We start from the raw sequence: 23,621 nt of genomic DNA, 5'->3' as shown, positions 1-23,621 counted from the left end.
TCGCGGGCCCCTCCGGTGGGAGGGGCCCGCGCCGTGCTCAGAGGCTGTACTCCCGCACCACCCGGCGGACCTGGGCGAACAGCATGCCGACGTTCACCGACTTGCGGCAGACCACCACGGCGACGACGTCCTGCTGCTCGTTCATCCGGATGAACAGGTGGGTGAGGTTCTCGCTGTTGACCAGGATCTCCTGGAAGAAGTGGGAGTCGGAGGCGATGCCGCGACGCTCCTTGAAGACGTCCTCGATCATCACGACGGTACGGCCCTGGAACAGGTCGAGAGTCGCTCCCGCCAGCAGGTCGAGCACCTCCGGCGGATGGTTGTCGACGGTCTCGTACGACAGCAGCATCCCGGTGGACATGTCGACCGCGCCGGCCGCGACGCAGTCGGGGGCATCGGTACGCAGAGACTTGACCAGGCCCATCACCTGGTCGGAGAAACCTGGGGACATTCGCTTCGTCGCCATCCCTTCACACTCCCTCGGGGGCTTTGCTGTCCTGCGCGGTGAGGATCGAGCCGATCCTGCTCAGGGTCGGCTGGGTCGCCATGTGCAGGCGGTCCACGTCCATGCCCTCGTCACCGAGTACGACCATCAGCGCGGTGTCGCCGACGGCGTAGAAAGCGGCACAGCCGTGGCTGCCGTACGTCACCGTCCGGTGCAGGGCACCCCGGTCGGTGGCGTCGGCGGTACGGCGGGCGAGTCCCAGCCCCGCCGCCGCGAGGGCGGCCAGGCCCTCCGGGTCGATGGAGTCGGCGGTGTCCGCCGCGATGAGCAGTCCGTCGGCGGCGGCCACCGCGGTGTCGGTGATGCCGGCCACCTGCTCGCGCAGGCCGCGCATTTCCTGCGCGAGGGCCTTGTGGTCCATATATGCAACTCCCCTAATTCCGATCGCATCTGTTCTTCTTTTTCATGTGGGGGGACAGGGTGTTCATTTCGCGGTGGGCTTTCCTGCGGGGCAGCTCGGTGGGTCGCGGGGCCGACTCGGGTCGCGGAGGCGGTTCGGGCGGCGGGGGCGCCTCCCTGGGGTGGACGCCCTGGAAGTCGGGCGGCAGCCGGACCGGGATCGGCGAGGGCGCGTCGGCGCACTCCAGCAGCCCTTCGCCGAGCATCCGGGCGAGTTCGACCGAGACGGTGTAGACCCCGCGTCCGGTACGGAAGGCCAGGTCGCGGGCGGTGCGCCGGCCGTCGGCGTGGACGAGCAGCTCGCTCTGCAACTCGCTCAGCCGCACTCCGGCGCGGGAGAGCAGGGCGGGCACGGGCCGTTCCAGGTCCGGCCGTACCGGGTACGGCAGTGCGACGAGGGCGGCCAGTTTGCGGGTCGCGTCCTGGAGCAGCCGGGCCGACGCCTCGCCCACGGCGACCGGGGCGACGGGCGGCTCGGCCCCCTCGGCGGGTTCGCAGTCGTCGACCCGGCCGGCCACGATCGCGAACGTCGCGTCCTGCAGGGCCATCATGCAGACCACCCTGAGCTGGGCGGCTCCGGCGTACCCGTGGGCGATCAGCCCGTCGGCCGGCCAGCGCGAGCCGCCGGACTCGCGCATCAGTTCGTCCCACTGCTCGCCGGTGACCCGGCCGGAGCGCAGCAGCAGGGCGCCGGGGCCCGGGGCGCCCGGGCTCTCGACCGAGACGACCAGTCCGTTGCGCAGGTGAAAGCTGCCCCCGGGTGAACCCGCCACCCGCAGTTCCCCGGTGAACCATTCCCGCCCGCAGTCCATCAGCGAGCGCGACAACAGGTCGTATCCGACCCGGCCGAGAGAATCCCGAGTGCCCTCACGAATGCCCGACATCACTCCCCTTGGGATTTCGCACATACGGCTGACGCATAACGCTGAGGGGGTATGTGTATCAGCGCGGGAGCGTATTCCGGAGGGGGTCTTCCTACCTGTCGCCAGGTGATGGAAGTTGACGCACCCGGTCACTCGAGGAGATTTGTTCGGCGCGCATTTGAACGATTGGTTGAGGTTTTCAGACGCCCTGGTCGAGCACCCGCACCGGCAGCGGACGCAGCGCCTCCCGCAGCGCGGCCGCCAGTTCCTGGTACTCGGCACCGCGCGCGGCCCCGGTCCGCATGGCGAGCGCGATCCTGCGGGTCGGGGCGGGATCGGCGAAGAAGCCGGTGAGCAGCTCGGTGCTGCGGGTCGTCTCCACCTTCACGGCGGTGCGCGGCAGCAGGGTGCAGCCGAGACCGCCGGCGACGAGCTGGACGAGGGTGGACAGACCGGCCGCGGTCGTGGTCACCGGCGCGTTCTCGCGACCGGCCTCGCGGCAGATGTCCAGGGCCTGGTCGCGCAGGCAGTGGCCCTCGTCAAGGAGCAGCAGGTTCAGCTCCCTGAGCGCCTCGCGCGGGATCTCCGTCCGGCCGCCGAGCCGGTGGCCGAGCGGGGTGACGAGCACGAAGTCCTCGTCGAACAGCGGGATCTCGACCGTGCCGAGCACGCCGAGGGGCACCGCGAGCAGCAGCAGGTCGAGCCGGCCGGTGGCCAGGCCGTCGAGGAGGTTCGCGGTCTGCTCCTCGTGGACCTGGAGGTCGAGCAGCGGATAGCGGTCGTGGACCAGGCGCAGGACGGTGGGCAGGAGGTACGGCGCGACAGTGGGGATGACCCCGAGGCGCAGCACGCCGGTGAAGGGGGCGCGCACCGCCTCCGCCTCCTCCATCAGGGCGCCGACCTCCTCCAGTACGGCCTTCGCGCGTACGGCGAGACGCGCGCCCGCGGGCGAGAGCAGCACCTTGCGGGTCGTACGCTCCAGCAGCGTCACGCCCAGCGTCTCCTCCAGCGCGGAGACGGCGCCGGAGAGCGCGGGCTGGCTCATGCCGATGGCCGCGGCCGCGTCACGGAAGTGCAGATGCTCGGCGACGGCGGCGAAGGCGCGCAGCTGGGCGAGGCTGGGCTGCCGTCTCTTGTGTCCCGCACTCATGGTCACTAATAACCACCTCCGATCAACACCACAGAGTGTAGCTATTTCCCTAATCAATGCAGCCTGTGCCACCATCGAACCGATCCAACCCATGAGAAACGCCCCCACAAGGGGTTTTTCTTCGCTGCAAGGAGAGCCTGTGCTCACTGTCGGTGACAAGTTCCCCGAGTTCGAACTGACTGCCTGCGTCTCGCTGGAGAAGGGCAAGGAGTTCGAGACGATCGACCACAAGACCTACGAGGGCAAGTGGAAGATCGTCTTCGCGTGGCCCAAGGACTTCACCTTCGTGTGCCCGACCGAGATCGCGGCCTTCGGCAAGCTGAACGACGAGTTCGCCGACCGTGACGCCCAGGTCCTCGGCTTCTCCGGTGACTCCGAGTTCGTGCACCACGCCTGGCGCAAGGACCACGACGACCTGCGTGACCTGCCGTTCCCGATGATGGCCGACTCCAAGCACGAGCTCATGCGCGACCTCGGCATCGAGGGCGAGGACGGCTTCGCCAAGCGCGCCGTCTTCATCGTCGACCAGAACAACGAGATCCAGTTCTCCATGGTGACCGCCGGTTCCGTCGGCCGTAACCCCAAGGAGGTCCTGCGGGTCCTGGACGCGCTCCAGACGGACGAGCTCTGCCCGTGCAACTGGACCAAGGGCGACGAGACGCTGGACGCGGGCGCGCTGCTGGCCGGTGAGTGAGGCATGTCCCTCGACTCCCTGAAGTCCCTCGTCCCGGACTACGCCAAGGACCTGAAGCTCAACCTGGGTTCGGTCATCGGCAACTCCGACCTGTCGGCCCAGCAGCTGTGGGGCACGGTGCTGGCGACGGCGATCGCCTCGCGCTCGCCGATCGTGCTGCGCGAGCTGGCGCCCGAGGCCAGGGCGAACCTGTCGCCCGAGGCGTACACGGCGGCCAAGGCCGCCGCCGCGGTGATGGCGATGAACAACGTCTTCTACCGCACCCGGCACCTGCTGTCGGACCACGAGTACGGCACCCTGCGCGCGGGACTGCGGATGAACGTCATCGGCAACCCGGGCGTCGACAAGGTCGACTTCGAGCTGTGGTCCTTCGCGGTGTCCGCGATCAACGGCTGCGGCATGTGCCTCGACTCGCACGAGCAGGTGCTGCGCAAGGCCGGCGTCGACCGTGAGGTCGTCCAGGAGGCCTTCAAGATCGCCTCGGTGATCCAGGCGGTCGGCGTCACGCTGGACGCGGAGGCGGTGCTGGCGGAGTAACTCCGCCCGCGTCACGCTCCCGGGCCCCGTTCACCCTCGCGGTGGGCGGGGCCCTTCCCGTTGTCCCCTCAGGGCTGCTCCGGCGGGACGACCGGCGGGTCCACCGGGGCCGCGTCCAGCACCGTCGCGCCCCGCGGCACGGGGGACGTGCGCAGGGCAGGACCCTGGGCGTACGAACGCAGGTAGCCGACCACCGTGTTGGTCACCGCCACCAGCGGCACCGCGACCACCGCGCCGCCGATGCCCGCGATCATGCCGCCCGCCGCGACCGACAGGACCACCGCCAGCGGGTGCACCCGCACCGCACGGCCCAGGATGAACGGCTGGAGGACGTGACCCTCGATCTGCTGCACCGCGAGGACCACGGCCAGGGTCATGACGGCCGTGAAGACACCCTGGGTGACCAGCGCGACGAGGACCGCCAGCGCGCCCGAGGCCACCGCGCCGACCAGCGGGATGAAGGAGAAGAGGAAGATGAACACGGCCAGCGGCACGGCCATCGGGACGTCGAGGAAGTAGATGCCCAGGCCGATGAAGATGGCGTCGATCAGGGCGACGATCACCGTGCCGCGGACGTAGGCCGTGAGGGTGCGCCAGGCGCGCGGTCCGGCCCCGGCGACACCCGGACGGGCGGCCGCGGGGACCAGCTTCAGCGACCACTCCCAGATGCGCCGGCCGTCGTAGAGCAGGAAGAGCGTCGAGAAGACGGTCAGCAGGATGCCGGTCAGCGCCTCCACCACGACCGTGACGCCCTCTAGGCCCGCCGAGGTGATCTGGTCGGTGTTCGCGCCGATCGCCTCGCGCAGGTTCTTGGCGATCTGGTTGATCTGCTTGTCCGTGACGTGGAAGGGGCTGTTCAGCAGCCACTTGCGCAGTTCGTCGATGCCGTCCTGGACCTGGTTGGAGAGGTCGTCGATGTTCTCCATGACCTGCCAGGTCACGAACCACCCGATCAGCCCCATGACCACGAACCCGAGGACGGCCGTGAGCGCGGTGGCCGGCCCGCGCGGCACACCGAACAGCCGCAGCCGCGCCACCGTCGGCTGGAGCAGGGCGGTGATGAGCAGCGCCGCCACGAAGGCGAGCACCACGAGTTGTACGGCGCTGATGACCCGCATCAGCACCCAGACGGTGCCGGCCAGGACCAGCAGCCGCCAGCCCGCCTCGGAGGCCACCCGGACGGCCCAGGGGACCGCCTGTGCGGGGTCCGGGCGCACGGCGACGGCGGGAAGCTCGTACTGCGCGGTCTCCGCACCGGCCGGTGCGGCCGCGGATACGCCGGCCGGGGCCTGCGCGGGGGCCTGGGACGGCGCGGGGGGCGTGGACGGCGGCGCGGGCGGCGGTGCGAGGTCCTCGTGTTCCCGCTCGACCTCGGCGCGGCGCTCGTCGAGGCGCTCGCCCATCTCGGTCAGCCTCGCGCCGATCCGGCTGAGCCACCCTGGCACTCGCGACATGATCCGCCCTCTTCCCCCGTCTCTCCCCACCACTCCCCCTGGAGTCGTTGCGTCCGACCGTACAGGGCGAAGCCCCTCCCCCAAGGACGGGGAGGGGCTTCGTGAGGTTGAGCGTCGGCGCGGCCGGAGCCGGCCTAGTACCAGCTGTTCGCCTGCCAGAAGGACCAGGCGTCGCACGGGCTGCCGTAGCGGCCGTTCATGTAGCTGAGGCCCCACTTGATCTGGGTGGCCGGGTTGGTCTGCCAGTCGGAGCCCGCGGAGGAGTACTTGGAGGCGGGCAGCGCCTGGAAGAGGCCGTAGGCGCCGGAGGAGGCGTTGACGGCGTGGTAGTTCCAGCTGGACTCGTGGTTCACGATGTTGCTGAAGCACTGGAACTGGGAGCTCGGCACCATCTGGCGCGCCATCGCCTGGATCTGCGCGACCGTGTAGGAGCTCTGCACGGCGAAGGTGGAGGCGTCGCGCACCGCGCTGCGGCTCGCCGCTTCCTTCTCCTCGGCGCGCTTCTTGGCCGCCTCCTCGGCGGCCTCCTTCTTCGCGACCGCGGTCTCGGCGGCAGCCTTGCGGGCGGCCTCCTCGGCGTCCTTCTTGGCGCTCGCGTCGGCGGCGATGGCCTGGGCGTCAGCCTGCTGCGTCAGGGACGCGGTCTGCACCTGGGCCTGCTGACCCGCGGGGATGTCCGCGAGGAGCAGCGTCGAGTCGCTTGCCGTCGCCTCTGCGTCGTTGGGCTGCGCGACGCTGCCCGAGGCAACACCGACAACGCTTCCGACGGCGGTGACCGCGGTGGCCGAGGCCACTGCGAATCCCCGGACCGAGATCCGGCTCACACGGTTTTCCTTCCAGCATCGCCCGCTTCGGTGACCCTGGCGGACGCAATCGTGCCCTGGTCGCTGGCCTCCCAACTGCGCGGTCACGGGAGGCGCTGGCCCGGCGGGCAACTCCCTGCGCGGGAGTGCCACGTGAAGAGCGGGCGGCATACGACGGCGCTATGGAGTTGGGCTGGTACCTCTGTCGTGCCGTACCGCCCTCACGGAAGTGCGGGAGTACGTCCAGGGGTACACGTGTGTCGCATGCGGGGCCTGACAGGAGTGAGACTCTGCCGTAACACGACGACGCAAGGCAATTCTGAGTTGCGTGTGAAAGCTCACATCTCGTTTGGCCCAGGGGATTTCACGAAACACCCACGCACGAAGGCGCCGCCCGACTAGGCTCATCGCCTTCGTCGAGCGGCGCCGAATTCACGCAACGGAGCCTTACCGGACAACCGTTCCATGAATTGTCAGAGCTGTACGTCCTCCAGCATTTCGGTCACAAGCGCGGCGATCTGGGACCTTTCGGACCTGGTCAGCGTCATGTGGGCGAACAGCGGATGCCCCTTCAGCTTCTCCACCACGGCGACCACGCCGTCGTAGCGGCCGACGCGCAGATTGTCCCGCTGTGCCACGTCATGAGTCAGAACGACACGTGAGTTCGCGCCGATCCGGGACAGAACGGTCAGCAGGACGTTCCGTTCCAGCGACTGCGCCTCGTCCACGATCACGAACGCGTCGTGCAGCGAGCGGCCGCGGATGTGGGTGAGCGGGAGGACCTCCAGCATCCCGCGGGCGGTGACCTCCTCGATGACGTCCCGGCTGGTGACGGCGGAGAGGGTGTCGAAGACCGCCTGGGCCCAGGGGCTCATCTTCTCGGCCTCGGAGCCGGGCAGGTAGCCCAGTTCCTGCCCGCCCACCGCGTACAGCGGACGGAAGACCATGACCTTCTTGTGCTGGCGGCGCTCCAGGACCGCCTCCAGACCCGCACACAGCGCCAGCGCCGACTTGCCGGTGCCGGCCCGGCCGCCCATCGACACGATCCCGATGTCCGGGTCGAGGAGCAGGTCGAGCGCGATCCGCTGCTCGGCGCTGCGCCCCTTGATGCCGAACGCCTCGCGGTCCCCGCGCACCAGACGGATGTTGCCCTCGGGGGACACCCGGCCGAGCGCCTTGCCGCGCTCCGACTGGATGGTCAGGCCGGTGTGCACCGGGAGGTCCGAGGCCTCCGGCACATACACGTGTCCTTCCTCGAAGAGGATGTCCACCTGCTCGCCGGACAGCGTCAGTTCGGACATTCCGGTCCAGCCGGAGGAGTCCGTGATGGCGAGCTCGGCGCGGTACTCCTCGGCGAGGAGGCCCACGGACGACGCCTTGATCCGCAGCGGCAGGTCCTTCGACACGACGGTGACGTCGAACCCCTCGGCCTGGAGATTCCGGGCCACCGCGAGGATGCGGGAGTCGTTGTCCCCCAGGCGGTAGCCGGAAGGCAGCACGCTGGGGTCCGAGTGGTTGAGCTCGACACGGACGGTACCGCCGAGATCCCCGATCGGAATGGGGGAGTCGAGACGGCCGTACCGGACCCGGTAGTCGTCGAGCAGGCGCAGTGCCTGCCGGGCGAAGTAGCCGAGTTCGGGATGGTGCCGCTTGGCCTCCAGTTCCGTGACCACGACGATCGGGAGCACGACCTCGTGCTCGTCGAAGCGGGTCAGGGCGTTCGGGTCGGCCAGCAGGACGCTGGTGTCGAGAACATAGGTGCGCCGGTCTGGCGTGCGGCGCTTTGTGCTGGTCACCACGGAAGGACGTACCCCCTCGGATGAGGTCGGGGAGCGACGAGAAGGAGCTGGACCGGTTGACGGCGCCGATGCACGGCGGGCCGAGAACCGGCCCTCCGCGGCTGCGTCCGTGCGGTGAGCACACGGTCGGGCTGGTGCAAAGGGCCTCCCGGGCGGACGGCCCCGAGCCGTCCGCTGAGATGCGGTACCCGTGGTTCGGGCACCGACCTGCTTGGCTTATGCCCTCCACGATGCACGCTCATGCCACGGCATATGACGGCGCGCCGATGAACTCCGTGTGACGTCCGCGTCTACGCGTGACGTCCGCGTCTGACGGGATCCCGTGAAACCTCTCCGCCGTGTTCCGACGGACTCCGCCCGGATCCGACCGCCGACCGGCCTGATCCGACAGGGATCCGACCGGATCCCACGGGATCCGGTCGGGGTGGTGCGTGCTGTGTGGTGCGCGGTGCGGGGGTGTTGCGGGTCCGGGTCCGCTCAGCCGCCGAAGCGCCGGTGACGGGCCGCGTAGTCGCGCAGGGCGCGCAGGAAGTCGACCTTGCGGAAGGCCGGCCAGAAGACCTCACAGAAGTAGTACTCCGCATGGGCCGTCTGCCACAGCATGAAACCGGACAGCCGCTGCTCGCCGCTGGTGCGGATCACGAGGTCGGGGTCGGGCTGGTCGCCGGTGTAGAGGTGCCGGCCGATCATGTCGATGTCGACGGACTCGGCGAGGTCCTCCATCGACACGCCCTTGTCGTGGGCGTCGTGGAGCATCGCGCGGACGGCGTCGGCGATCTCCTGGCGGCCGCCATAACCGATGGCGACGTTGACCAGTATCCCGTCGACGTGGGCGGTGTTCTCCTCCGCCTCCTTCAGCACGGTCTGCATGCCGGACGGCAGGAGGTCGGCGGTGCCGACGTGGTGCACGCGCCAGCGGCCGTCGGCGGCCAGGGACCGGACCACGTCCTCGATGATGTCGAGAAGCGGGACCAGCTCCTCCTTGGGGCGGTCGAAGTTGTCCGTCGACAACAGCCAGAGGGTGACGACCTCGACGTCCGTCTCGGTGCACCAGCCGAGGAACTCCTCGATCTTGTCCGCACCGGCCCGGTGGCCCTGGGCGGCGGTGGAGCCCGCGGCCTTCGCCCAACGTCGGTTGCCGTCGACGATCACGCCGATGTGCTTGGGCACCTGAGCGTGGTCCAGGTGGCCTTCCACCCGGCGTGCGTACAGCCTCACCAGCAGGCCGCGCAGCCTGTCGCGCAGGTTCACGTGATTGTCAGCCCCTCCATACGGTGGCGGTCCCCGCGGGCGAAGCCTAACGGCTGCACGGCCGGGGCGGGATTCGGGGGTGTGGATCGCTGGGGGCGCACGGGGTCGGGTGCGCGGGGGAGGCGAGCGCTGTGCGCGGGCCAAAGAAAACGGGCCGGTCCGTGGGGGGGGAGACGGACCGGCCCGAGGGGGGGCTTCCACCATAACCCTTCGTAAGTGATGCTGCGTGCATCGGCGTGCCACAACTACTCTCCGGAGTCGGGCGGCGACGCCTCGATGGGGCCGGAAGGCGGCATTCAGGGGGTTCGCGTGGCCGAAACGGGGTGGCCCGCCTGGTGTTTCGCCTGAGGCGCGCGGAAACACGGAGGGATCCGGTGGAGTCGGCGTGCCCCGGGAGCCCCGGGCGTGTCACGGCTCGCGTCCCCCCGACGGGCGACCCCGTCCGGTGACCCGGCTTGACGGCGGAACGGCCCGACCAGGACCGGCGCGGCACCGCGCAGTCCCCTCCACCGCGCGGTACCGCCGCGCAGCTTTGCTGGCGCGAATTGCCCGCCCTGAACTTACGTGAGGTCGAGGGAGGAAACCAGCCACTCCGATAACGATGTGAAAACCCTGTGCGGAACCGGGGGAGTTCTGCCCCGAAGAAGGCGACTTGACCGATTGCCAGGGCCGTCCGGGTGAGCCGTCCGCGGCTCACCCGGCACGGGACGTCCGTACGACCCCGCTCCCGCCGCTCACCGGCCGACGTTTCCCGGCCACTTCCGGCCGACGCGCCCTACGCGCCCCTCCCGGGCGCCCGCTCGGCGTGTCCCGGTCGGTCGCCCCCGAAGGCTCAACCGGGCCTGCGGGCGTCGACGAGGTGGCGGGTGCTGTGGGCGACGAAGGGCCCCTCGGTCTCGATGTGCCGGTGCAGGGCGCGCAGCCGGGGCTCGTACGCCTCCACCGTGAAGCCGGGGACCATCCAGATCACCTTGCGCAGGAAGTGGACGACGGCGGCGATGTCGTGGAACTCCAGGCGCAGTCGCTCCGCCCGCAGTCCGACGACCTCCAGTCCGGCCGCCTCGGCACCGGCGCGCTCGCGGCCGGGGTCCCGGGCGTCGCGTACCTCGTCCGGCTGCGAGCCCAGGAAGTACTCGACGAGTTCGAACACGCTGGCGGGTCCCACGTGCTGGGCGAAGTACGTGCCGCCCGGGGCGAGGACCCGGGCGATCTCCTCCCACTGCGGCCGCACGGGGTGCCGGCTGACGACGAGGTCGAAGGCGCCGTCCGCGAAGGGCAGCGGCGCGTCCTCCTCGACGGCCACCACCGCGACACCGCGCGGGCCGAGCAGCGCGGTCGCCTTGGCCACGTTGGGCGGCCACCCCTCGGTGGCGACGGTGAGCCGGGGTGCCCGCTCGGCGCGCCCGAGCGCGAAGTCGAGCACCTCTCCTCCCCCGGTCTGGAGGTCGAGCGCCGCGGTGGCCTCCGACAGCCGGGCGGCCTTCGACACCGCATAACCCCACGACGGCCGCTGCTCGGTGGCCCGGCCCTCGAACCAGGAGAAGTCCCAGCCCTCGGTGGGAACGGCCACGCCCTCCGCCACAAGATCCTCGAACGTGCGCGTGTTCCGGCTCATACGGTGATCCTGACAGGGCCCGGCCGACCGGCGCCGCTCATTTTTCTTCGGCCGCCCGCCCCCGCAGGAGTTCCCACGGGAGTTCCCGCGGGCGGTTCCGCCGGGCCACGGCGGGGGAGGTGACCGGCATGGGAGAGCGCTGGCGGGACGGATGGGGAGAACTGAGGGTGCGCGGGCAGCGTCCGGAGGACGAGGATCCGGTCACCGTGCCGCTGGAGATCGCCACGTCCTATCGCGCGCGGACGAAGGGGCTGCTCGGCCGTGACCGTGTCGAGGGGGCGATCCTGCTGTCACCGGCGAGCGGCGTGCACACCTTCCGGATGCGCGTCCCCATCGACGTCGCCTATCTCGACCGCCGGCTCGACGTCATCGCCGTACGCACCATGAAGCCCGGCCGGCTGGGCCTGCCCCGGCTCCGCTCCCGGCACGTCCTGGAGGCGGCGGCGGGGGCCATGGCGGACTGGGGACTGAAGCCGGGCGTACGGGTGCGGATCGAGGCTCCTCCGCGTCAACTCCCGGGGTAGGCCGTCGTCGTGGCGGATCAGCCCTCCGAGCGCGGGAACGACACCTCCACCCGTCGGTTCTTCTTGCGGCCCTCCTCCGTCGCGTTCGACGAGATCGGGAACTGCTCGCCGTAGCCGCGCACCTCGAACGTGACGTCCGGGTCGTTCAGGTCCTGGGAGAGGACGTCCTGCACGGCGTTGGCGCGCTGCTTCGACAGGACGTCACCGTGCGCCGAGCTGCCGAGATTGTCGGTGAAGCCGAAGACACGGACGTTCGTCGCGTTCTGCTTCTTGATCTCCTCGGCGATCGCGGCGATCCGCGCCTTCGCGTCGGCGCCGAGTTTCGCGCTGTCCTTGCCGAACAGGACCTCCGCCTGGAGCGCGAACTTCACGGACGTGTTGGTGTCCTCCCGGCGCTCGTCCCCGGACTGGTCCTCCACGACCGACTTGATGTCCAGGACCTTGGGACTGGCGAGGGTGGCGCCCTCGGGGAGTTTGAGATCGGGATCGTTCGGGTCGACGTCGACGGGGGCGGAGGCGGTGGCCTCGGTGCCCGGGGGGACGCTGGGCGCGTCGTCGGCGTGGGCGGCGGTGGCCGCGCAGAGGTTCGCGGCGAGCAGGGCGGTGAGGGCGAGGGCGAGGCGGGCTGTCATGGGGGCCTCAGCCGGAGATCTGGATGGTGGCGGAGGGGAAGGTCGGCAGCTGGAAACTGACCTCGGTGGTATCCGCGGGAGGCGCGGGGAACTGCATGAAAATGGGGATGCTTTCACCGGATTTCACCGACTGCACCCCGGCTGTGGTGAGCGGCCGCCCGTCCGTGTCCCGCAGCACGTAGTAACGCTTCTTGCCCTTGGAATCCACGAGCGTTGCCCCACCGAACGACTGACCATTTTTCATGATCTCGGTCTCGTTGCCGGTGAGCTGGGACGACAGCACCGTCTCTTTGCTTCCGTCGTTCTTCAGCTCGGCGTTGACCGTGACGAACCCGCCGGAGTCCCTCACGGCAGACGTGATCTTCAGATTCAGGCCCTCCGGGCCCTTGAGCTCCGCCAAGGGCGCATCCGACTGCCCCTCTTGCGTGCTCGGCTTGGATCCATCGCCCTTGGAGGCCGACGCCGAAGCCTCCGGCTTTTTGTCGTCGCCACCCCCGCCACAGCCGGCCACGCCGAGAGCCAGGCCGGCCACCACGGTCAGCGCGATCACCCCGCTGCGGGCCTTAGCCGTGAACCGAATGCTCATCGCTCTGCTTCCTTCACTCGTCGTTCGCATGTCAGTCGGCCAGATGGACGTCGAAGAGGTCCTCAGGGTGCGGGAGGGCCGCGGTGTCGTGCGGGTCCAGGTCCCAGTCCCGGTCCTTGCAGACGAGCTGAGGCAGTACGTCGTCACCGGCACCCTCACCCGGGAGCGTGAACGTACAGAGCGGCTCGATCACGGCGGTGGCGGTCGCCTTCGCGTACGTGTTCTCCGTACCGGGAACGACGGAGTCGCCGACCGACTTGTCCGTCTGGACGCCGACCGTGTAACCGAGCAGCCCGTCGGGGCCGCAGTCGGTCACATGGGCGTCGTTCTGCCCTGCCAGCTCGTACGCCCGCCAGCACGAGGGGGTGACGGGAGCCCGGCCGTCGAAGATGTCCTGCCACTTGGTGGGGTCGAGCAGGTCCGTGAGCCACTGCCCGGCGAGCTGATCCCGGGTGTCCTGAGCCGCCGCGAGCGCCGCCGCGTCGGCTGCCGTCTGGGCGCCGTTCCGGTTCGCCGCCGCCTGGCCGACCGCGAGGTAGGCCAACGCAAGAAAGAGCAGGCCCGCCACCACCGTGATGTAGATGGGGAAGGCCTGCCCTGCGTCACCGCCGTACCTGCGCAAAGGCATCAAGTGATTTCGGTGATCTTCGATTTGATCTTGTCGAGGATCGACTTGCCGATGTCCGTGCCCGTAATGGCCAGCACGATCGCCACCACCACCGCGATGATGCCCAGATACTCGACCGCGGTCTGGCCCCGGTCGCCGGCCCGGCGCCGCATCGCTTCGGCCGTCGTGTTCTTCCAGCCGTTCACGCGGACCTTGGCCGCGACGGTCGTCCTCAGCATGAGGTCGCTCATGGTGTGCCCCTCCAGGTGTCGCGTCGCGGGGACGGTAGTGCGGAACGCGTATGTCGGTGAAGGGCCCACGGGCCCAGCGGTGGGCCCAGTTCCGCCCCCGTCCGGTCATCTCAGGACACCCCCAGCCATTTGGCGACCGCCTCCGAGCGACTCGTGCTGTGGAGCTTGGCGAAGATCCGGTTGATGTGGTTCTTGACCGTCTTCTCGCTGATGAAGCACGCGGCGGCGATCTGCTGATTGGTCAGGCCGGACGCGATGAGGTCCATGATCTCCGCCTCCCTCGTGCTGAGTTGGGACGATGACACCGACAACGACGACTGTCTCATATCCGGTTGCACTTGCGAAAGGTTTTGTGGAGAAGTTGTACGGGGCAATGGTCGAGTCGATGTTGCGTCGTGTGCAATCGCATCCGATTCTCGCAGTTGGGCCAGCAGCGCGTCCGCCGCGGTGGCCGTGAGACGGGCCCTGCCGTTCCTGATGTCCCGTACCGCGGAGACCAGTTCGTCCACCGTGAACTCACCGTGGACCAGATAGCCGCCCGCCCCTCTGAGCAGGGCCTCCCGGACGGTCTCCGCCTCTCCGGTGTACGTCAGCATCAGCACCGGAGCGATCCGGGCCAGGTAGGGCAGCGCCGCGATGCCGTCCACGCCGGGCATCCGGACGTCGAGCAGGACGACGTCGGGGCGGTGGCGGTCGGCCGCCACGCAGGCCTCGTGGCCGTCGGCCGCCTCGGCGACGACCGTGATGTCCTCGCGGCCGGTCAGCAGCGCGGTCAGGCCCGCGCGGACCACGGGGTTGTCGTCCGCCACGACGACCCTCAGCGGGTCCGTGGGAACCCGGGTCGGCCGGTCGTCCGTCGTCACGAGGCCTCCTCTCGGGCCGAGGCGGCCGCCAGGCGCAGTTCCAGACTGACCTCGGTGCCCCGGGTGTGGCCGCCGCGGCCGATGTGGATGCGGGCGCCGACCGCGGCGGCGCGTTCGACCATGCCGAGCAGGCCGAAGTGGCCTTCGCTGCGCAGCCGTTCGAGGGTGGTGCCGGGCGGCAGGCCGCGGCCGTCGTCGTAGACGCTGATGCGCAGCAGGTCGCCGTGGACGCCCGCACGGACGTCGACGTGGGTGGGCGCCGCGTGGCGGTGGGCGTTCTCCATGGCCTCGGCGGCGATGGTGAGGAGCTGGCGGGCGACGGCCGGGGGCAGCTCGGGCGGTGCCGTCACCGGTTCGCCGGTGGGGTGGTAGGTGGCCGGGAGGCCGGTGCGGGTGCTGAAGTCGCTGGTCCGGGTGGCCAGTTCGTGCAGGACGTCGGTGGCGTCGGGGCCGGTGCGGCCTCTCAGGTCGGTGAGGAGCTCGCGGGACTCGGTGGCGGCGCGGCGGGCCGAGCGGGCCACCAGTTCGGCCTGCTGCCGTATCCGTGCGGGGTCCGTGTCCTCCGCGCTCGCGGTGGCGGCCAGGGCCTCCGCCGCGAGCGCCACACCGTGCAGGGTCTTGGCCACCGAGTCGTGCATCTCGCGGGCCAGCCGGGCCCGTTCGGCGGCCACCGCCTCCGTCACGGCGAGCCGGGACTGCACCGCGCTCAGGGCGTGGGTGGCGGCGCCGAAGCGGAGCAGCAAGCTCCGCAGGGTCGAGCCGAGGGCGCCGGTGACGACGCAGAGTCCGGGCAGCAGCAGGGATTCGGCGACGCTCGTACCCGGGTTCTTCGTGGACGCGTGGACCAGCAGGAGGATCAGCGACTGGAGGGAGGCGAAGCAGGCCGCGCCCCGCCAGCTGTAGACGATGCCGGCCAGGAGGGGGGTGCAGACGCTGACGTAGGCCAGGGTCGTGTCCGGGCCCGCGGAGATCAGGAGCAGGGAGCCGAAGAGGGTGTCCACGGCCAGCAGGGTGGGGTGGCGCAGGAGGAGCGGGCCGAAGCGCTCCCAGTCGCGGAAGAGGACGTAGTTCGTCATGAAGGTGACGACGACTGCCGCTCCGACCAGCCGGGCGCCGAGACCGGGATGGGCGTTGAGGAGGGCGGAGGGGGTGGCCAGGGCGATCATGGCCAGACGGAAGCCGAAGACCTGCCGGCACATCGCCTGGAGGGCGTTGACCTGGATGGGGATCGCCGGGGGCACGGCCTCGCGGGACACCCTCGTACGCGCCGGTCGCGCACGGCCGCCCCACGGACGCGCGCTCGGCCGCCACCTCGGCGCCACCGTGCTCGACCGAGGCCCCGGCCGGGGCTTCGTCCGCCGGGCCCGCTGCCACGTCGCCATCACCGTCACCCGCCCCGCCTACTTCCCCGTGATGGAGCCGAAGTCCGTGCCCGAGCCCAGCAGCAGGCCCGCGCCGAGCAGGAGCATGGTGGCCGGGACCATGAACGTGGTGATCACCAGCGTGGCCCGCGGTACCGCGCGCGCGGCCTTGCGGCGGGCGTTCTGGGCGTCCGTACGGCGCATGTCCTTGGCGATGGCGACCAGCGTGTCGACGATGGGCGCGCCCAGTTCCTCGCCCTGCTGGAGTGCCGTCACGAACATGGCGACCTGCTCGGAGTCGTTGCGGCGGCGCAGTTCCGCGAAGGCCTGGCGGCGGCTCATGCCGAGGTCCATCTGGCGCAGGGTGATGCGGATCTCGTCCGCCCACGGGCCCTCGTACCGGGTCGACACCCGGTCCAGGGCCTGCCGGAAGCCGAGGCCCGCGCCGACCACCACCGCGAGGACGTCCAGGAAGTCGGGCAGCGTCCGTTCGATGACGTCCCTGCGCACCCGGATCGCCGCCCAGATGCCGACCTCGGTCCAGAACGCGCCGAAGGCCAGCAGCAGCAGGGCCATCAGGTACTGGCCGCGCAGGAAGAACACCAGGGCCCCGAAGCCGCCCAGCGCGCCGTAGACCGCGCGGCGGGCCGCGTAGCGGTTGATGGTCAGACCGCCCGGGTTGCCCGCCAGGTCGATCCTGCGGCGGTAGCGGGCCACCAGCGTGGGGCCCATCAGCCGCAGTACGGCGGGGGCGTACCGCATACCGAGCCGGTCGACGAGCGAGTCGACCGCTCCGGTGCGGGTGGCGCCGACCTCCAGGGCCAGCGCGAGGTCGCTGGGCAGTCTGGCGTCCGCCCGGTACATGCGGATCCCCGCGAAGACGCCCCACACACTCAGGCCCATGAGCAGCGCCAGGGCGAGTGCCACCTGGTGTCCGGACACGGGTTGCTCCCTTCTTCGTGCTCAGACTGCTCGGAACTGCTCGAACCGCTCGGAACTGCTCGGACTGCTCGGACTGCTCAGACGTCGATACGGGACATGCGGCGGATGAGGACGAACCCGACCGCGTACAGCGCGAACGCGATGATCACGCAGGCCTGGCCGGTGGTCGAACCGGTCATGCGGTCCAGGGCGCCGTCCTTGACCCCGTTCATCAGGAACAGGGAGCCGACGCCGAGCACGGGGACGGCGTACGACGTCATGTTGACCTGGGAGAGCTGGGTGCGGATCTCGCGCCGCGTCTCCTTGCGCTCCTCCAGCGTCTCGGTGAGGTTGCGCAGCGCGCCGACCACCTGTCCGCCCGCCCGGTTGGAGAGCACGAGGGTGGTGACCAGGACGACCAGTTCGCGCGAGGGAAGCCGGTCGGCGAGCTCGCCCAGGGCGTCGTCGATGGACTGACCCAGCGCCAACTGGTCGGCCACCTTGCCCAGTTCCTCGCCCGCCGGGGCCTCGAGCTCCTCCGCGGCCATGCCGATCGCGGTGCGCAGGGCGAGTCCGGCCTGGGTGGCGTTGGCCAGGATGCGAGCCAGTTCGGGGAGTTGGTTGATGAACTTCTCGATGCGCTTCTGGCGTTGCCAGTTCAGGAACTGAAGGGCGGCCCAGATGCCGAGGAGTCCGGCGATCGGGCCGAAGAAGGGGGCCAGGGAGGCCTGGCCGACCAGGAAGAGGCCGATCGCCGCCGCCGTCATGTAGACGAGGAACTCGCCGGGGGTGACGTCCAGGCCGGTCGCGGCCAGCTTCAGTTCGAGTCTGCGGCCCGCCTTGGTGCCGCGCAGACGGCGGTCGAGGGTGCGGAAGCGGCGCCTGCGTCCGCCGGCCGGGAGCTCGCCGGAGTGCGAGAGGCGTTCGACGAGTGCCGCCCGCTGGGCCCGGCCGGAGGCGTGGACACGCAGACCGACGACGGCGAGGAGACAGGCCAGCAGGGTGACGCCGGTGGTGAGGGTGATGCGCGTCTGGAGATCCATGGGTGGGGTCCGTTCTCTCCGTCTCTACCGGGCTTCCCGGATGGCCAGTTGTTCGGTCGTACGGGCGACGCCGAAGGCCTGCGGGAGGGGCTGGCTCGCCATGTAGAGGCGGTCGGCGGTGCGGCGGGGCAGCGGGAAGTACTGGAAGGCGCCGTGGACCCGGCCGTCCGCGCTCATCGGCCGGGCGTCGAAGCGGGCGGCGGAGGTGAGCCGGTAGGGCTCGCCGCCGTGGCTGTCCAGGAGCGCGATCTCGGTGATCCGGCGGGCGCCGTCGGCGAACCGGGTGAGCTGGATGATGACGTCGACGGCGCTGTTGATCTGGTCGTGCAGCGCGACGAAGGGGACCTCGACGTCCGACATGGAGGCGAGGGTCTGGAGCCGGGTCAGGGCGTCCTCCGCGCTGTTGGCGTGGACGGTGGCCAGGGAGCCGTCGTGGCCGGTCGACATCGCCTGGAGCATGTCGAGCGACTCGCCGCCGCGGACCTCGCCCACGACGATCCGGTCGGGCCGCATGCGCAGGGAGTTGCGGACCAGGTCGCGGATGGTCACCTGCCCGTTGCCCTCGACGTTCGGGGGCCGCGACTCCAGCCGGATGACGTGCGCCTGCTGGAGCTGGAGCTCCGCCGAGTCCTCGATGGTGATGATGCGTTCACCGCCGGGGATCAGTCCGGAGAGGGCGTTGAGCAGGGTCGTCTTCCCGGTGCCGGTCGCGCCGGAGACGATGATGTTGAACTTCGCCTGCACCAGCGCGGCGAGCAGGTACAGCATGTGCTCGTCCAGGGAGCCGAAGGAGACCAGTTCCTGGAGCGTGTAGGAGCGCGGGAAGCGGCGGATGGTGAGGATCGGGCCGGTCAGCGAGAGCGGCGGGATGATGACGTTGACGCGCTCGCCGGACGGCAGACGGGCGTCGACCATCGGGTTGGACTCGTCCACCCGGCGGTTGACGGTGGAGACGATCCGCTCGATGGTCTGCATCAGCTGCTCGGCGGAGGCGAAGCGCATCGGCAGCTGTTCCACCCGCCCGCTCCGCTCCACGAAGATCGCGTCCGGGCCGTTGACCATGATCTCCGTGACCGAGGCGTCCTCCAGGAGCGGCTCCAGGATGCCGAGGCCGAGGGCCTCGTCGACGACCCGGCGGATCAGCTGGGCGCGCTCGGCCGTGGACAGGACCGGGCCCTCGCGGCTGATGATGTGCCCGAGCACCCGCTCCAGGCGCGCCCTGCGTTCGGCCGCGGCCAGCGAGCCCATCTCCGCGAGGTCGATCTCCTCCAGGAGCTTGGCGCGGTAGGAGGCGACCAGGTGGCCGTCCTCGCCCCGGCCGCCTTTCTCCTCGGGGGAGTTGATGCGTGCCCGCAGGCTCATGGTCCGGTGCTCCTCGCTCTCGCGGTCCCTGCGTGGTGGTCGGATCAGCGGTGGTCCCGTCAGTGGTGGTCCCGTCAGTGGTCCTTGGGCATCGTGGCCGTGCGGCCGGCCCGGCCGAAGTCCCAGCCGGGGACCAGCGAGGGGATGTCTATCTCGGCGGTGACCCGGACGGAGTCGCCCAGGTCGGCGCTCGAACAGCTGGTGCCGTCGGCCAGCCAGTCGCTGACCGCGTCGTGGCAGGCACCCTGGTAGTCCTGGTCCAGCGAGGCGCTGCGCGCACCGGCGCGGGCCGCGGTGCCGGCCTGCTGGGCGGTGTAGGCGACCAGGCCGAGCTGGACCCCGGCCAGGGCGACCAGCAGCAGGATCGGGATGAACCCGAGGTACTCGATGGCGACCTGGCCGCGGTCGCGTGCGCGTGACCCGACGTCGTACGGCATCTCAGCGCTTCGCCTCCTCCACCGCGCCCGCCTCGCCGTGGACGGTGAACGGGAAGGCGACCACGCCGGGGAAGAGGACGGGCACCTTGAGGGCGACCGAGGACCTCACATAGCCGCCGCCGGTGGTGCAGTTCACCTCGGCACCCCCCTTCCAGCCGCCCGACAGCTTGTCCAGGCCCGCCTCCCGGCAGGCCGCCTGCCGCTCCCCCGGGCGCGCCGCCGTACCCGCCCGCACCGCCTCGTCCGCAGCATTCCCGGCGAGCGTGAACGTGTATCCCACAAGGACGAACTGCCACAGCAGCACCAGCGTCACGATGATCAGCGGAGTCATGCCGAGGAACTCGACGGTCACCTGCCCGCGGTCGGACCGGCCGGCTGCTGCTGCTCGGATCGCCCTCATCCGCCGCCGCCCCTGCGCCGCCTGAGGCTCACCGCGCCCCGCTCGCCGCCGCGTGAGCGGCCGCCGCGGCGGGCGCCCTCGGACGCCTCGACCAGGCCCAGTTCACCGGCGAGGGTCCACAGCGCCTGCTTCACCGTGCCCCGGTTGTCCAGGGTGTGGACCCGGCCGGCGTCGACGGCCGCCTGGAGTTCCCTGAAGTTGGCGGGGATCGCGGTGGCGGCGATCGCCGTGCCGGTGATCCGCTGGATCAGCGGGGGCTGGATCTCCGTACCGCGGGTGTGCCGGTTGACGACGACCGTCGTCTCCTCGGCCTTGCGGATCTGGAGGCGGTCCCACATCCGGACCGTGCGTTTGGCCCCCCGTACGGCGATCACGTCGGGGGTGGTGACCAGCAGCGCGGTGTCGGCCATCTCGACGGCGGCGGCGCCGGGGCCGCCGAGCTGGGCGCCGCAGTCGATGACGACGACCTCGTAGCGGGAGCGCAGCGCGCTGACGATCTGGCGGGCGGCACGGTCGGTGACCTCCTCGCCGCGTTCGCCCTCGCCGGGGGCGAGCAGCAGGGCCACTCCGGTGTCGTGCCGGAAGACCGCGTCGGCCAGCACCCGCGGGGAGATGTCGCTGATGCCGGCGAGGTCGACGACCGAGCGGCGGAACTGCACGTCCAGGAAGGAGGCGATGTCGCCGGTCTGGAGGTCCATGTCGACCAGGGCGACGGCCCGGCCCGACGCCTGTGCGGCCAGGGCGAGCTGGACGGCGATGAGGGTGGTGCCGACCCCGCCCTTCGCCCCGCTCACGGTGACGACCCGGCCGCCCACGCCGGGCAGCACGTCGGCGCCGTGGCCCAGGTGACGCCGTACGCCCACCGACCACTGGGCCACCGCCTGGACCCGGCTGGCGAGCTCCTCGTAGCTCAGCGGCAGGGCGACCAGACCGCGGGCGCCCGAGTCCATGGCGGCGGAGAACAGGCCGGGGCTGGCGTCGGAGCTGACCAGGATGACGCCGACCGCGGGGAAGCGCAGGGCGACCTCGCGGATGAGTTCCAGGGCGGGGACCGGGCCGATGCGTTCGTGGACAACGACGACCTCGGGCAGTTCGTCGACCGACTCGGCGGCCAGCCGGGCGAGGGTGTCGACGAGCTGGGTGGAGTCGACGACCGGGGTGACCGGTTCGGCGTCCGGGAGCTGGTGCAGGAGGGTCGTGATGGACCGGACCGCGTCCGCGTCGCCGACGGCCGGGAGGATCCTCGTGGGCATGGGGGCCTCCTACTTGTCGTTCGCGAGTTCGTAGGTCCGGTCCTTCTCGGGGACCGCGGCGGTGCTGCCCGGCGCGACCAGGGCCAGCCGCACCCGCTCGGCGAAGGACTCGGCGTAGGTGATGCGCTGGGCGTCGAGGGTGGTGAGGGCGAAGGTGATGGGGACGGCGTCGGTGGGCTGCTGGGTGCGGTTGTCGGCGTTCGGCTCCAGGGCGGTGATCTCGCCGACGTCGATGACCTTCGCGTCGGTCACGATGATCTTGGACTGGTCGGGGTCGCCCTGCCGCTCGCCCTTGAAGGTGGCGTACACGTTGACCGTGGAGCCGGGCGTGATCTTGCCGGCGACACCGGTCGCCGCGTCGATCATGATGGCGACCTCCTGCTGCCCGGGGCGCAGGGCGGGCCGGTCCACGATCATGTCGCTCTGGAGCAGCGAACCCTTGCGCAGATTGGTGACCGCGATCTTGCCGCGGATGCCGGCGAGGTCGGTGACCGCGTTCGGCGACAGCCAGCGCTCGGGCATGCTGACCTTCTTGAACTGGCCGGCGTCGAGGGTGGTGTAGGGCGCTATGTCCGACCGGAGTTCGTACGCGGTGACCTCGGGTCCGACCTTGGACTTCACGTCGCTGATGACGGACAGGACACCGGCGAACGCGCCCAGGGCGCAGACGGCCGACAGGATCAGGAGAAGCACGCCGCGGCGCTGACGGGAGTTCATGAACCGTGCAACCTCATTGGGGGAATCGGTCGAGCGGGCTACTGGAGTCGGCGTGAGCCGGTCGGTCGGGGTGGGGCGAGCCGGGTGGAGCGATCCGGGGTGGCGATCCGGGTGGAGCGATCCGAGTCGGGCGGGGCTGGGCGGTCGGGGCTGGGCTGTCAGGGCTGGGCGGTCGGGGCTCGGCGGAACGGTCGGCGGGGCGGAGGTCGGGGCGGTCAGCGGGCCGGGACCGGCAGGTCGGCGGCGGGCGGGGTGGCGGAGCAGAACACGCAGCGGTCGCCGATGACGTCGATGCCGCACCAATGGCAGGCGCTCTGCCGCACCGAGGTCACCAGCTGGTAGAGCACCGACAGATCGGGCAGATAGGCGCAGAACTCGACCAGCTTCCCCGTCCCCCACCACTCGGCCGACTCGGCGGGCAGCGCGACCTCGCGCAGCCCCTGGGCGTTCCAGGCCGGTGCGAGGGTGCCGCTGACCCAGTCGGCCGCCAGCTGACCCCTGGCGACCAGCATCGAGGTGGCGAACTCGGGTCCGGTCAGCATCGCTTCGGGGCCGATGCGCACCAACTGCGGTGCCGGGTGGGCGAGTACGGCGAACTGGCTGCCCGGCATCCAGGATCTGGCGTGCGCCTTCAGATCGACGGGGACGCGGTCGAGTCCGGCGACGGAGCCGAGCAGCGCGCCGGTGTGGAGATAGTGGGTGAGCAGCCGGCCCGCCGAGGCGAGCACGCCGGGGCTGAGGTCGCAGGACGCCAGCTGCCTCAGCTGACGGGCCAGGACCGCGATCCCGAGCGGCGGCAGCTCCGGGCTGAACAGGGCGATCCGGTCGCTCTCCAGCAGGGAGCGGACGGTGTGCAGCCGCTCCGACACCGCGGCGGGGGCGGCCCGTGAGCTCAGGACGATCACGTACCCGTGCTGTTCGATCAGCGTCTGCACGTCCGACAGGGCCTGGTCGAGCGGCCGCCGGTCCAGGTCGCGCAGGACGGCGGCGGGCAGGGTCCGCTCGTCCTGGGCCGGCAGCGCCATGTCGGCACCGGTCACGGCAATGGCAGTTGGCACGCGCAGCTCCCCGTCCCTCGCGCCTGGCGGTGCTCCGGTGTTACTGCGGTGCACCGAGGTGACTTCATTGCGTGACTACCCGAGCACTGTAACCACGGGTCTGTGGCCGGAGAACCGCCTTTGGGCAGCCGAGAGAGAACTGTGCTCACGCAAGTCACGGCAAAACGGGGCACGTTGTGCATCGCGTCGGACAACGGCCGTACGGGCGACGGATTTGGTCTGGACCTCTTGACAACCCCAATTGGTCTGGACCAACTTGTACGTGCAGTGGCGGCCATCAACTCCCCCTTGTCCCGCCCCACTTCTCCCCCCTTGCATCTGTCTTCTCTCGTTCCCCTTCCCCCTACTCCTCTCCCCCCATCCCTCCCCCCATCTCTCCCCCCCCGGAGGCCCCCGTGGACCGCGCACCAGCCCTCCCCAGACCCGCCCTCCCCGGACACACCCCCGCCCCACGCGTCCCCCCCCGACGCACCCGGGTGTGGGGGGCCAACGCCGCGCCGGCCCGGTGCCGGTCCCTAGGCCGCGCGGGGCAGGCC

General features: G+C 70.7%; 26 protein-coding genes. 3 read left to right on the top strand and 23 right to left on the bottom strand.

The window, feature by feature from the left end:
• Window positions 1-37 precede the first annotated feature (37 nt).
• From ABT085_RS10700 to ABT085_RS10685, 4 genes are all read right to left on the bottom strand, one after another.
• Window positions 38-466, bottom strand: a complete 429-nt coding sequence (locus tag ABT085_RS10700) for a hypothetical protein (RefSeq protein ID WP_351604451.1) — start codon at window positions 464-466, stop codon at window positions 38-40.
• Window positions 467-470: 4 nt separating this feature from the next.
• Window positions 471-866, bottom strand: a complete 396-nt coding sequence (locus tag ABT085_RS10695; protein ID WP_351604449.1) for a roadblock/LC7 domain-containing protein — start codon at window positions 864-866, stop codon at window positions 471-473.
• A 13-nt stretch (window positions 867-879) separates the two neighbouring features.
• Window positions 880-1,788 carry a MarR family transcriptional regulator gene (locus ABT085_RS10690; RefSeq protein ID WP_351604447.1) on the bottom strand — a complete coding sequence of 303 codons (909 nt, stop codon included), beginning with the start codon at window positions 1,786-1,788 and terminating at the stop codon, window positions 880-882.
• 178 nt (window positions 1,789-1,966) lie between these two features.
• Window positions 1,967-2,917 (bottom strand): LysR substrate-binding domain-containing protein, encoded by a 951-nt coding sequence (locus tag ABT085_RS10685; protein WP_351604445.1) that lies wholly within the window; start codon window positions 2,915-2,917, stop codon window positions 1,967-1,969.
• A 139-nt stretch (window positions 2,918-3,056) separates the two neighbouring features.
• Here ABT085_RS10685 and ABT085_RS10680 point away from each other — a divergent pair, with 139 nt between their 5' ends.
• Window positions 3,057-3,611 carry a peroxiredoxin gene (locus tag ABT085_RS10680; RefSeq protein WP_351604443.1) on the top strand — a complete coding sequence of 185 codons (555 nt, stop codon included), beginning with the start codon at window positions 3,057-3,059 and terminating at the stop codon, window positions 3,609-3,611.
• A 3-nt stretch (window positions 3,612-3,614) separates the two neighbouring features.
• Window positions 3,615-4,148, top strand: a complete 534-nt coding sequence (locus tag ABT085_RS10675) for an alkyl hydroperoxide reductase (protein ID WP_351604441.1) — start codon at window positions 3,615-3,617, stop codon at window positions 4,146-4,148.
• A 68-nt stretch (window positions 4,149-4,216) separates the two neighbouring features.
• On the opposite strand, the gene ABT085_RS10670 is transcribed toward ABT085_RS10675, so the two are convergent.
• From ABT085_RS10670 to ABT085_RS10650, 5 genes are all read right to left on the bottom strand, one after another.
• Window positions 4,217-5,602 (bottom strand): AI-2E family transporter, encoded by a 1,386-nt coding sequence (locus tag ABT085_RS10670; RefSeq protein WP_351604439.1) that lies wholly within the window; start codon window positions 5,600-5,602, stop codon window positions 4,217-4,219.
• Between the two features lie 134 nt (window positions 5,603-5,736).
• Entirely contained in the window at window positions 5,737-6,426 is a 690-nt protein-coding gene (locus tag ABT085_RS10665) for an aggregation-promoting factor C-terminal-like domain-containing protein (RefSeq protein ID WP_351604437.1), read from the bottom strand.
• A 452-nt stretch (window positions 6,427-6,878) separates the two neighbouring features.
• Window positions 6,879-8,204 carry an RNA 5'-3' helicase PhoH2 gene (gene phoH2 / locus ABT085_RS10660; RefSeq protein ID WP_351604435.1) on the bottom strand — a complete coding sequence of 442 codons (1,326 nt, stop codon included), beginning with the start codon at window positions 8,202-8,204 and terminating at the stop codon, window positions 6,879-6,881.
• A gap of 477 nt (window positions 8,205-8,681) precedes the next feature.
• Window positions 8,682-9,455, bottom strand: a complete 774-nt coding sequence (locus tag ABT085_RS10655) for an isoprenyl transferase (protein WP_351604433.1) — start codon at window positions 9,453-9,455, stop codon at window positions 8,682-8,684.
• 832 nt (window positions 9,456-10,287) lie between these two features.
• Window positions 10,288-11,070 carry a methyltransferase domain-containing protein gene (locus ABT085_RS10650; RefSeq protein WP_351604431.1) on the bottom strand — a complete coding sequence of 261 codons (783 nt, stop codon included), beginning with the start codon at window positions 11,068-11,070 and terminating at the stop codon, window positions 10,288-10,290.
• A gap of 128 nt (window positions 11,071-11,198) precedes the next feature.
• Here ABT085_RS10650 and ABT085_RS10645 point away from each other — a divergent pair, with 128 nt between their 5' ends.
• The gene (locus ABT085_RS10645) at window positions 11,199-11,594 is read left to right on the top strand and encodes a DUF192 domain-containing protein (protein ID WP_351604429.1); all 396 of its coding nucleotides are present in this window, start codon (window positions 11,199-11,201) and stop codon (window positions 11,592-11,594) included.
• Between the two features lie 17 nt (window positions 11,595-11,611).
• Here the strand turns inward: ABT085_RS10645 and ABT085_RS10640 are convergent, their stop codons facing one another.
• The 14 genes from ABT085_RS10640 to ABT085_RS10575 all read right to left on the bottom strand — a co-directional run bounded on the left by ABT085_RS10640 (window position 11,612) and on the right by ABT085_RS10575 (window position 23,052).
• Entirely contained in the window at window positions 11,612-12,226 is a 615-nt protein-coding gene (locus ABT085_RS10640) for an OmpA family protein (protein ID WP_351604426.1), read from the bottom strand.
• Window positions 12,227-12,233: 7 nt separating this feature from the next.
• The gene (locus tag ABT085_RS10635) at window positions 12,234-12,812 is read right to left on the bottom strand and encodes a hypothetical protein (RefSeq protein ID WP_351604422.1); all 579 of its coding nucleotides are present in this window, start codon (window positions 12,810-12,812) and stop codon (window positions 12,234-12,236) included.
• Window positions 12,813-12,843: 31 nt separating this feature from the next.
• A complete protein-coding gene (locus ABT085_RS10630) occupies window positions 12,844-13,440 on the bottom strand; it encodes a pilus assembly protein TadG-related protein (protein ID WP_351604420.1) in 597 nt (198 codons plus the stop codon).
• Window positions 13,440-13,670, bottom strand: coding sequence for a hypothetical protein (locus ABT085_RS10625; RefSeq protein WP_351604418.1), 231 nt, complete (start codon window positions 13,668-13,670; stop codon window positions 13,440-13,442). Before ABT085_RS10625 ends, ABT085_RS10630 begins: the two co-directional genes overlap by 1 nt.
• A gap of 110 nt (window positions 13,671-13,780) precedes the next feature.
• The gene (locus ABT085_RS10620) at window positions 13,781-14,533 is read right to left on the bottom strand and encodes a response regulator (RefSeq protein ID WP_351604416.1); all 753 of its coding nucleotides are present in this window, start codon (window positions 14,531-14,533) and stop codon (window positions 13,781-13,783) included.
• Complete coding sequence (locus ABT085_RS10615) at window positions 14,530-15,732, bottom strand: sensor histidine kinase (protein WP_351604483.1); 1,203 nt, start codon at window positions 15,730-15,732, stop codon at window positions 14,530-14,532. The genes ABT085_RS10620 and ABT085_RS10615 overlap by 4 nt, the downstream gene beginning before the upstream one ends.
• A 201-nt stretch (window positions 15,733-15,933) precedes the next feature.
• Window positions 15,934-16,821: a DUF5936 domain-containing protein gene (locus ABT085_RS10610; RefSeq protein ID WP_351604481.1), complete on the bottom strand. Its 888-nt coding sequence runs from the start codon at window positions 16,819-16,821 to the stop codon at window positions 15,934-15,936.
• A gap of 92 nt (window positions 16,822-16,913) precedes the next feature.
• On the bottom strand, window positions 16,914-17,858 hold the full coding sequence (locus ABT085_RS10605; RefSeq protein WP_351604414.1) for a type II secretion system F family protein: 945 nt from the start codon (window positions 17,856-17,858) through the stop codon (window positions 16,914-16,916).
• A gap of 24 nt (window positions 17,859-17,882) precedes the next feature.
• Window positions 17,883-19,220: a TadA family conjugal transfer-associated ATPase gene (locus ABT085_RS10600; RefSeq protein WP_351604412.1), complete on the bottom strand. Its 1,338-nt coding sequence runs from the start codon at window positions 19,218-19,220 to the stop codon at window positions 17,883-17,885.
• Between the two features lie 74 nt (window positions 19,221-19,294).
• Window positions 19,295-19,657 carry a TadE/TadG family type IV pilus assembly protein gene (locus ABT085_RS10595; RefSeq protein WP_351604410.1) on the bottom strand — a complete coding sequence of 121 codons (363 nt, stop codon included), beginning with the start codon at window positions 19,655-19,657 and terminating at the stop codon, window positions 19,295-19,297.
• 1 nt (window position 19,658) lies between these two features.
• Window positions 19,659-20,057 carry a TadE family protein gene (locus ABT085_RS10590; protein WP_351604408.1) on the bottom strand — a complete coding sequence of 133 codons (399 nt, stop codon included), beginning with the start codon at window positions 20,055-20,057 and terminating at the stop codon, window positions 19,659-19,661.
• Window positions 20,054-21,310 carry a CpaE/TadZ family protein gene (locus ABT085_RS10585; protein WP_351604406.1) on the bottom strand — a complete coding sequence of 419 codons (1,257 nt, stop codon included), beginning with the start codon at window positions 21,308-21,310 and terminating at the stop codon, window positions 20,054-20,056. The genes ABT085_RS10590 and ABT085_RS10585 overlap by 4 nt, the downstream gene beginning before the upstream one ends.
• A 9-nt stretch (window positions 21,311-21,319) precedes the next feature.
• The gene (cpaB, locus tag ABT085_RS10580) at window positions 21,320-22,027 is read right to left on the bottom strand and encodes a Flp pilus assembly protein CpaB (RefSeq protein ID WP_351604404.1); all 708 of its coding nucleotides are present in this window, start codon (window positions 22,025-22,027) and stop codon (window positions 21,320-21,322) included.
• A gap of 215 nt (window positions 22,028-22,242) precedes the next feature.
• Window positions 22,243-23,052, bottom strand: coding sequence for a hypothetical protein (locus ABT085_RS10575; protein ID WP_351604479.1), 810 nt, complete (start codon window positions 23,050-23,052; stop codon window positions 22,243-22,245).
• Window positions 23,053-23,621: the final 569 nt, after the last annotated feature.

The organism is Streptomyces sp. NPDC002265 (assembly GCF_040296125.1).
Classification (GTDB): Bacteria; Actinomycetota; Actinomycetes; order Streptomycetales; family Streptomycetaceae; genus Streptomyces.
The sequence above is the reverse complement of the archived record's forward strand: the minus strand, read 5'-3'. Positions and strand labels throughout refer to the sequence as shown.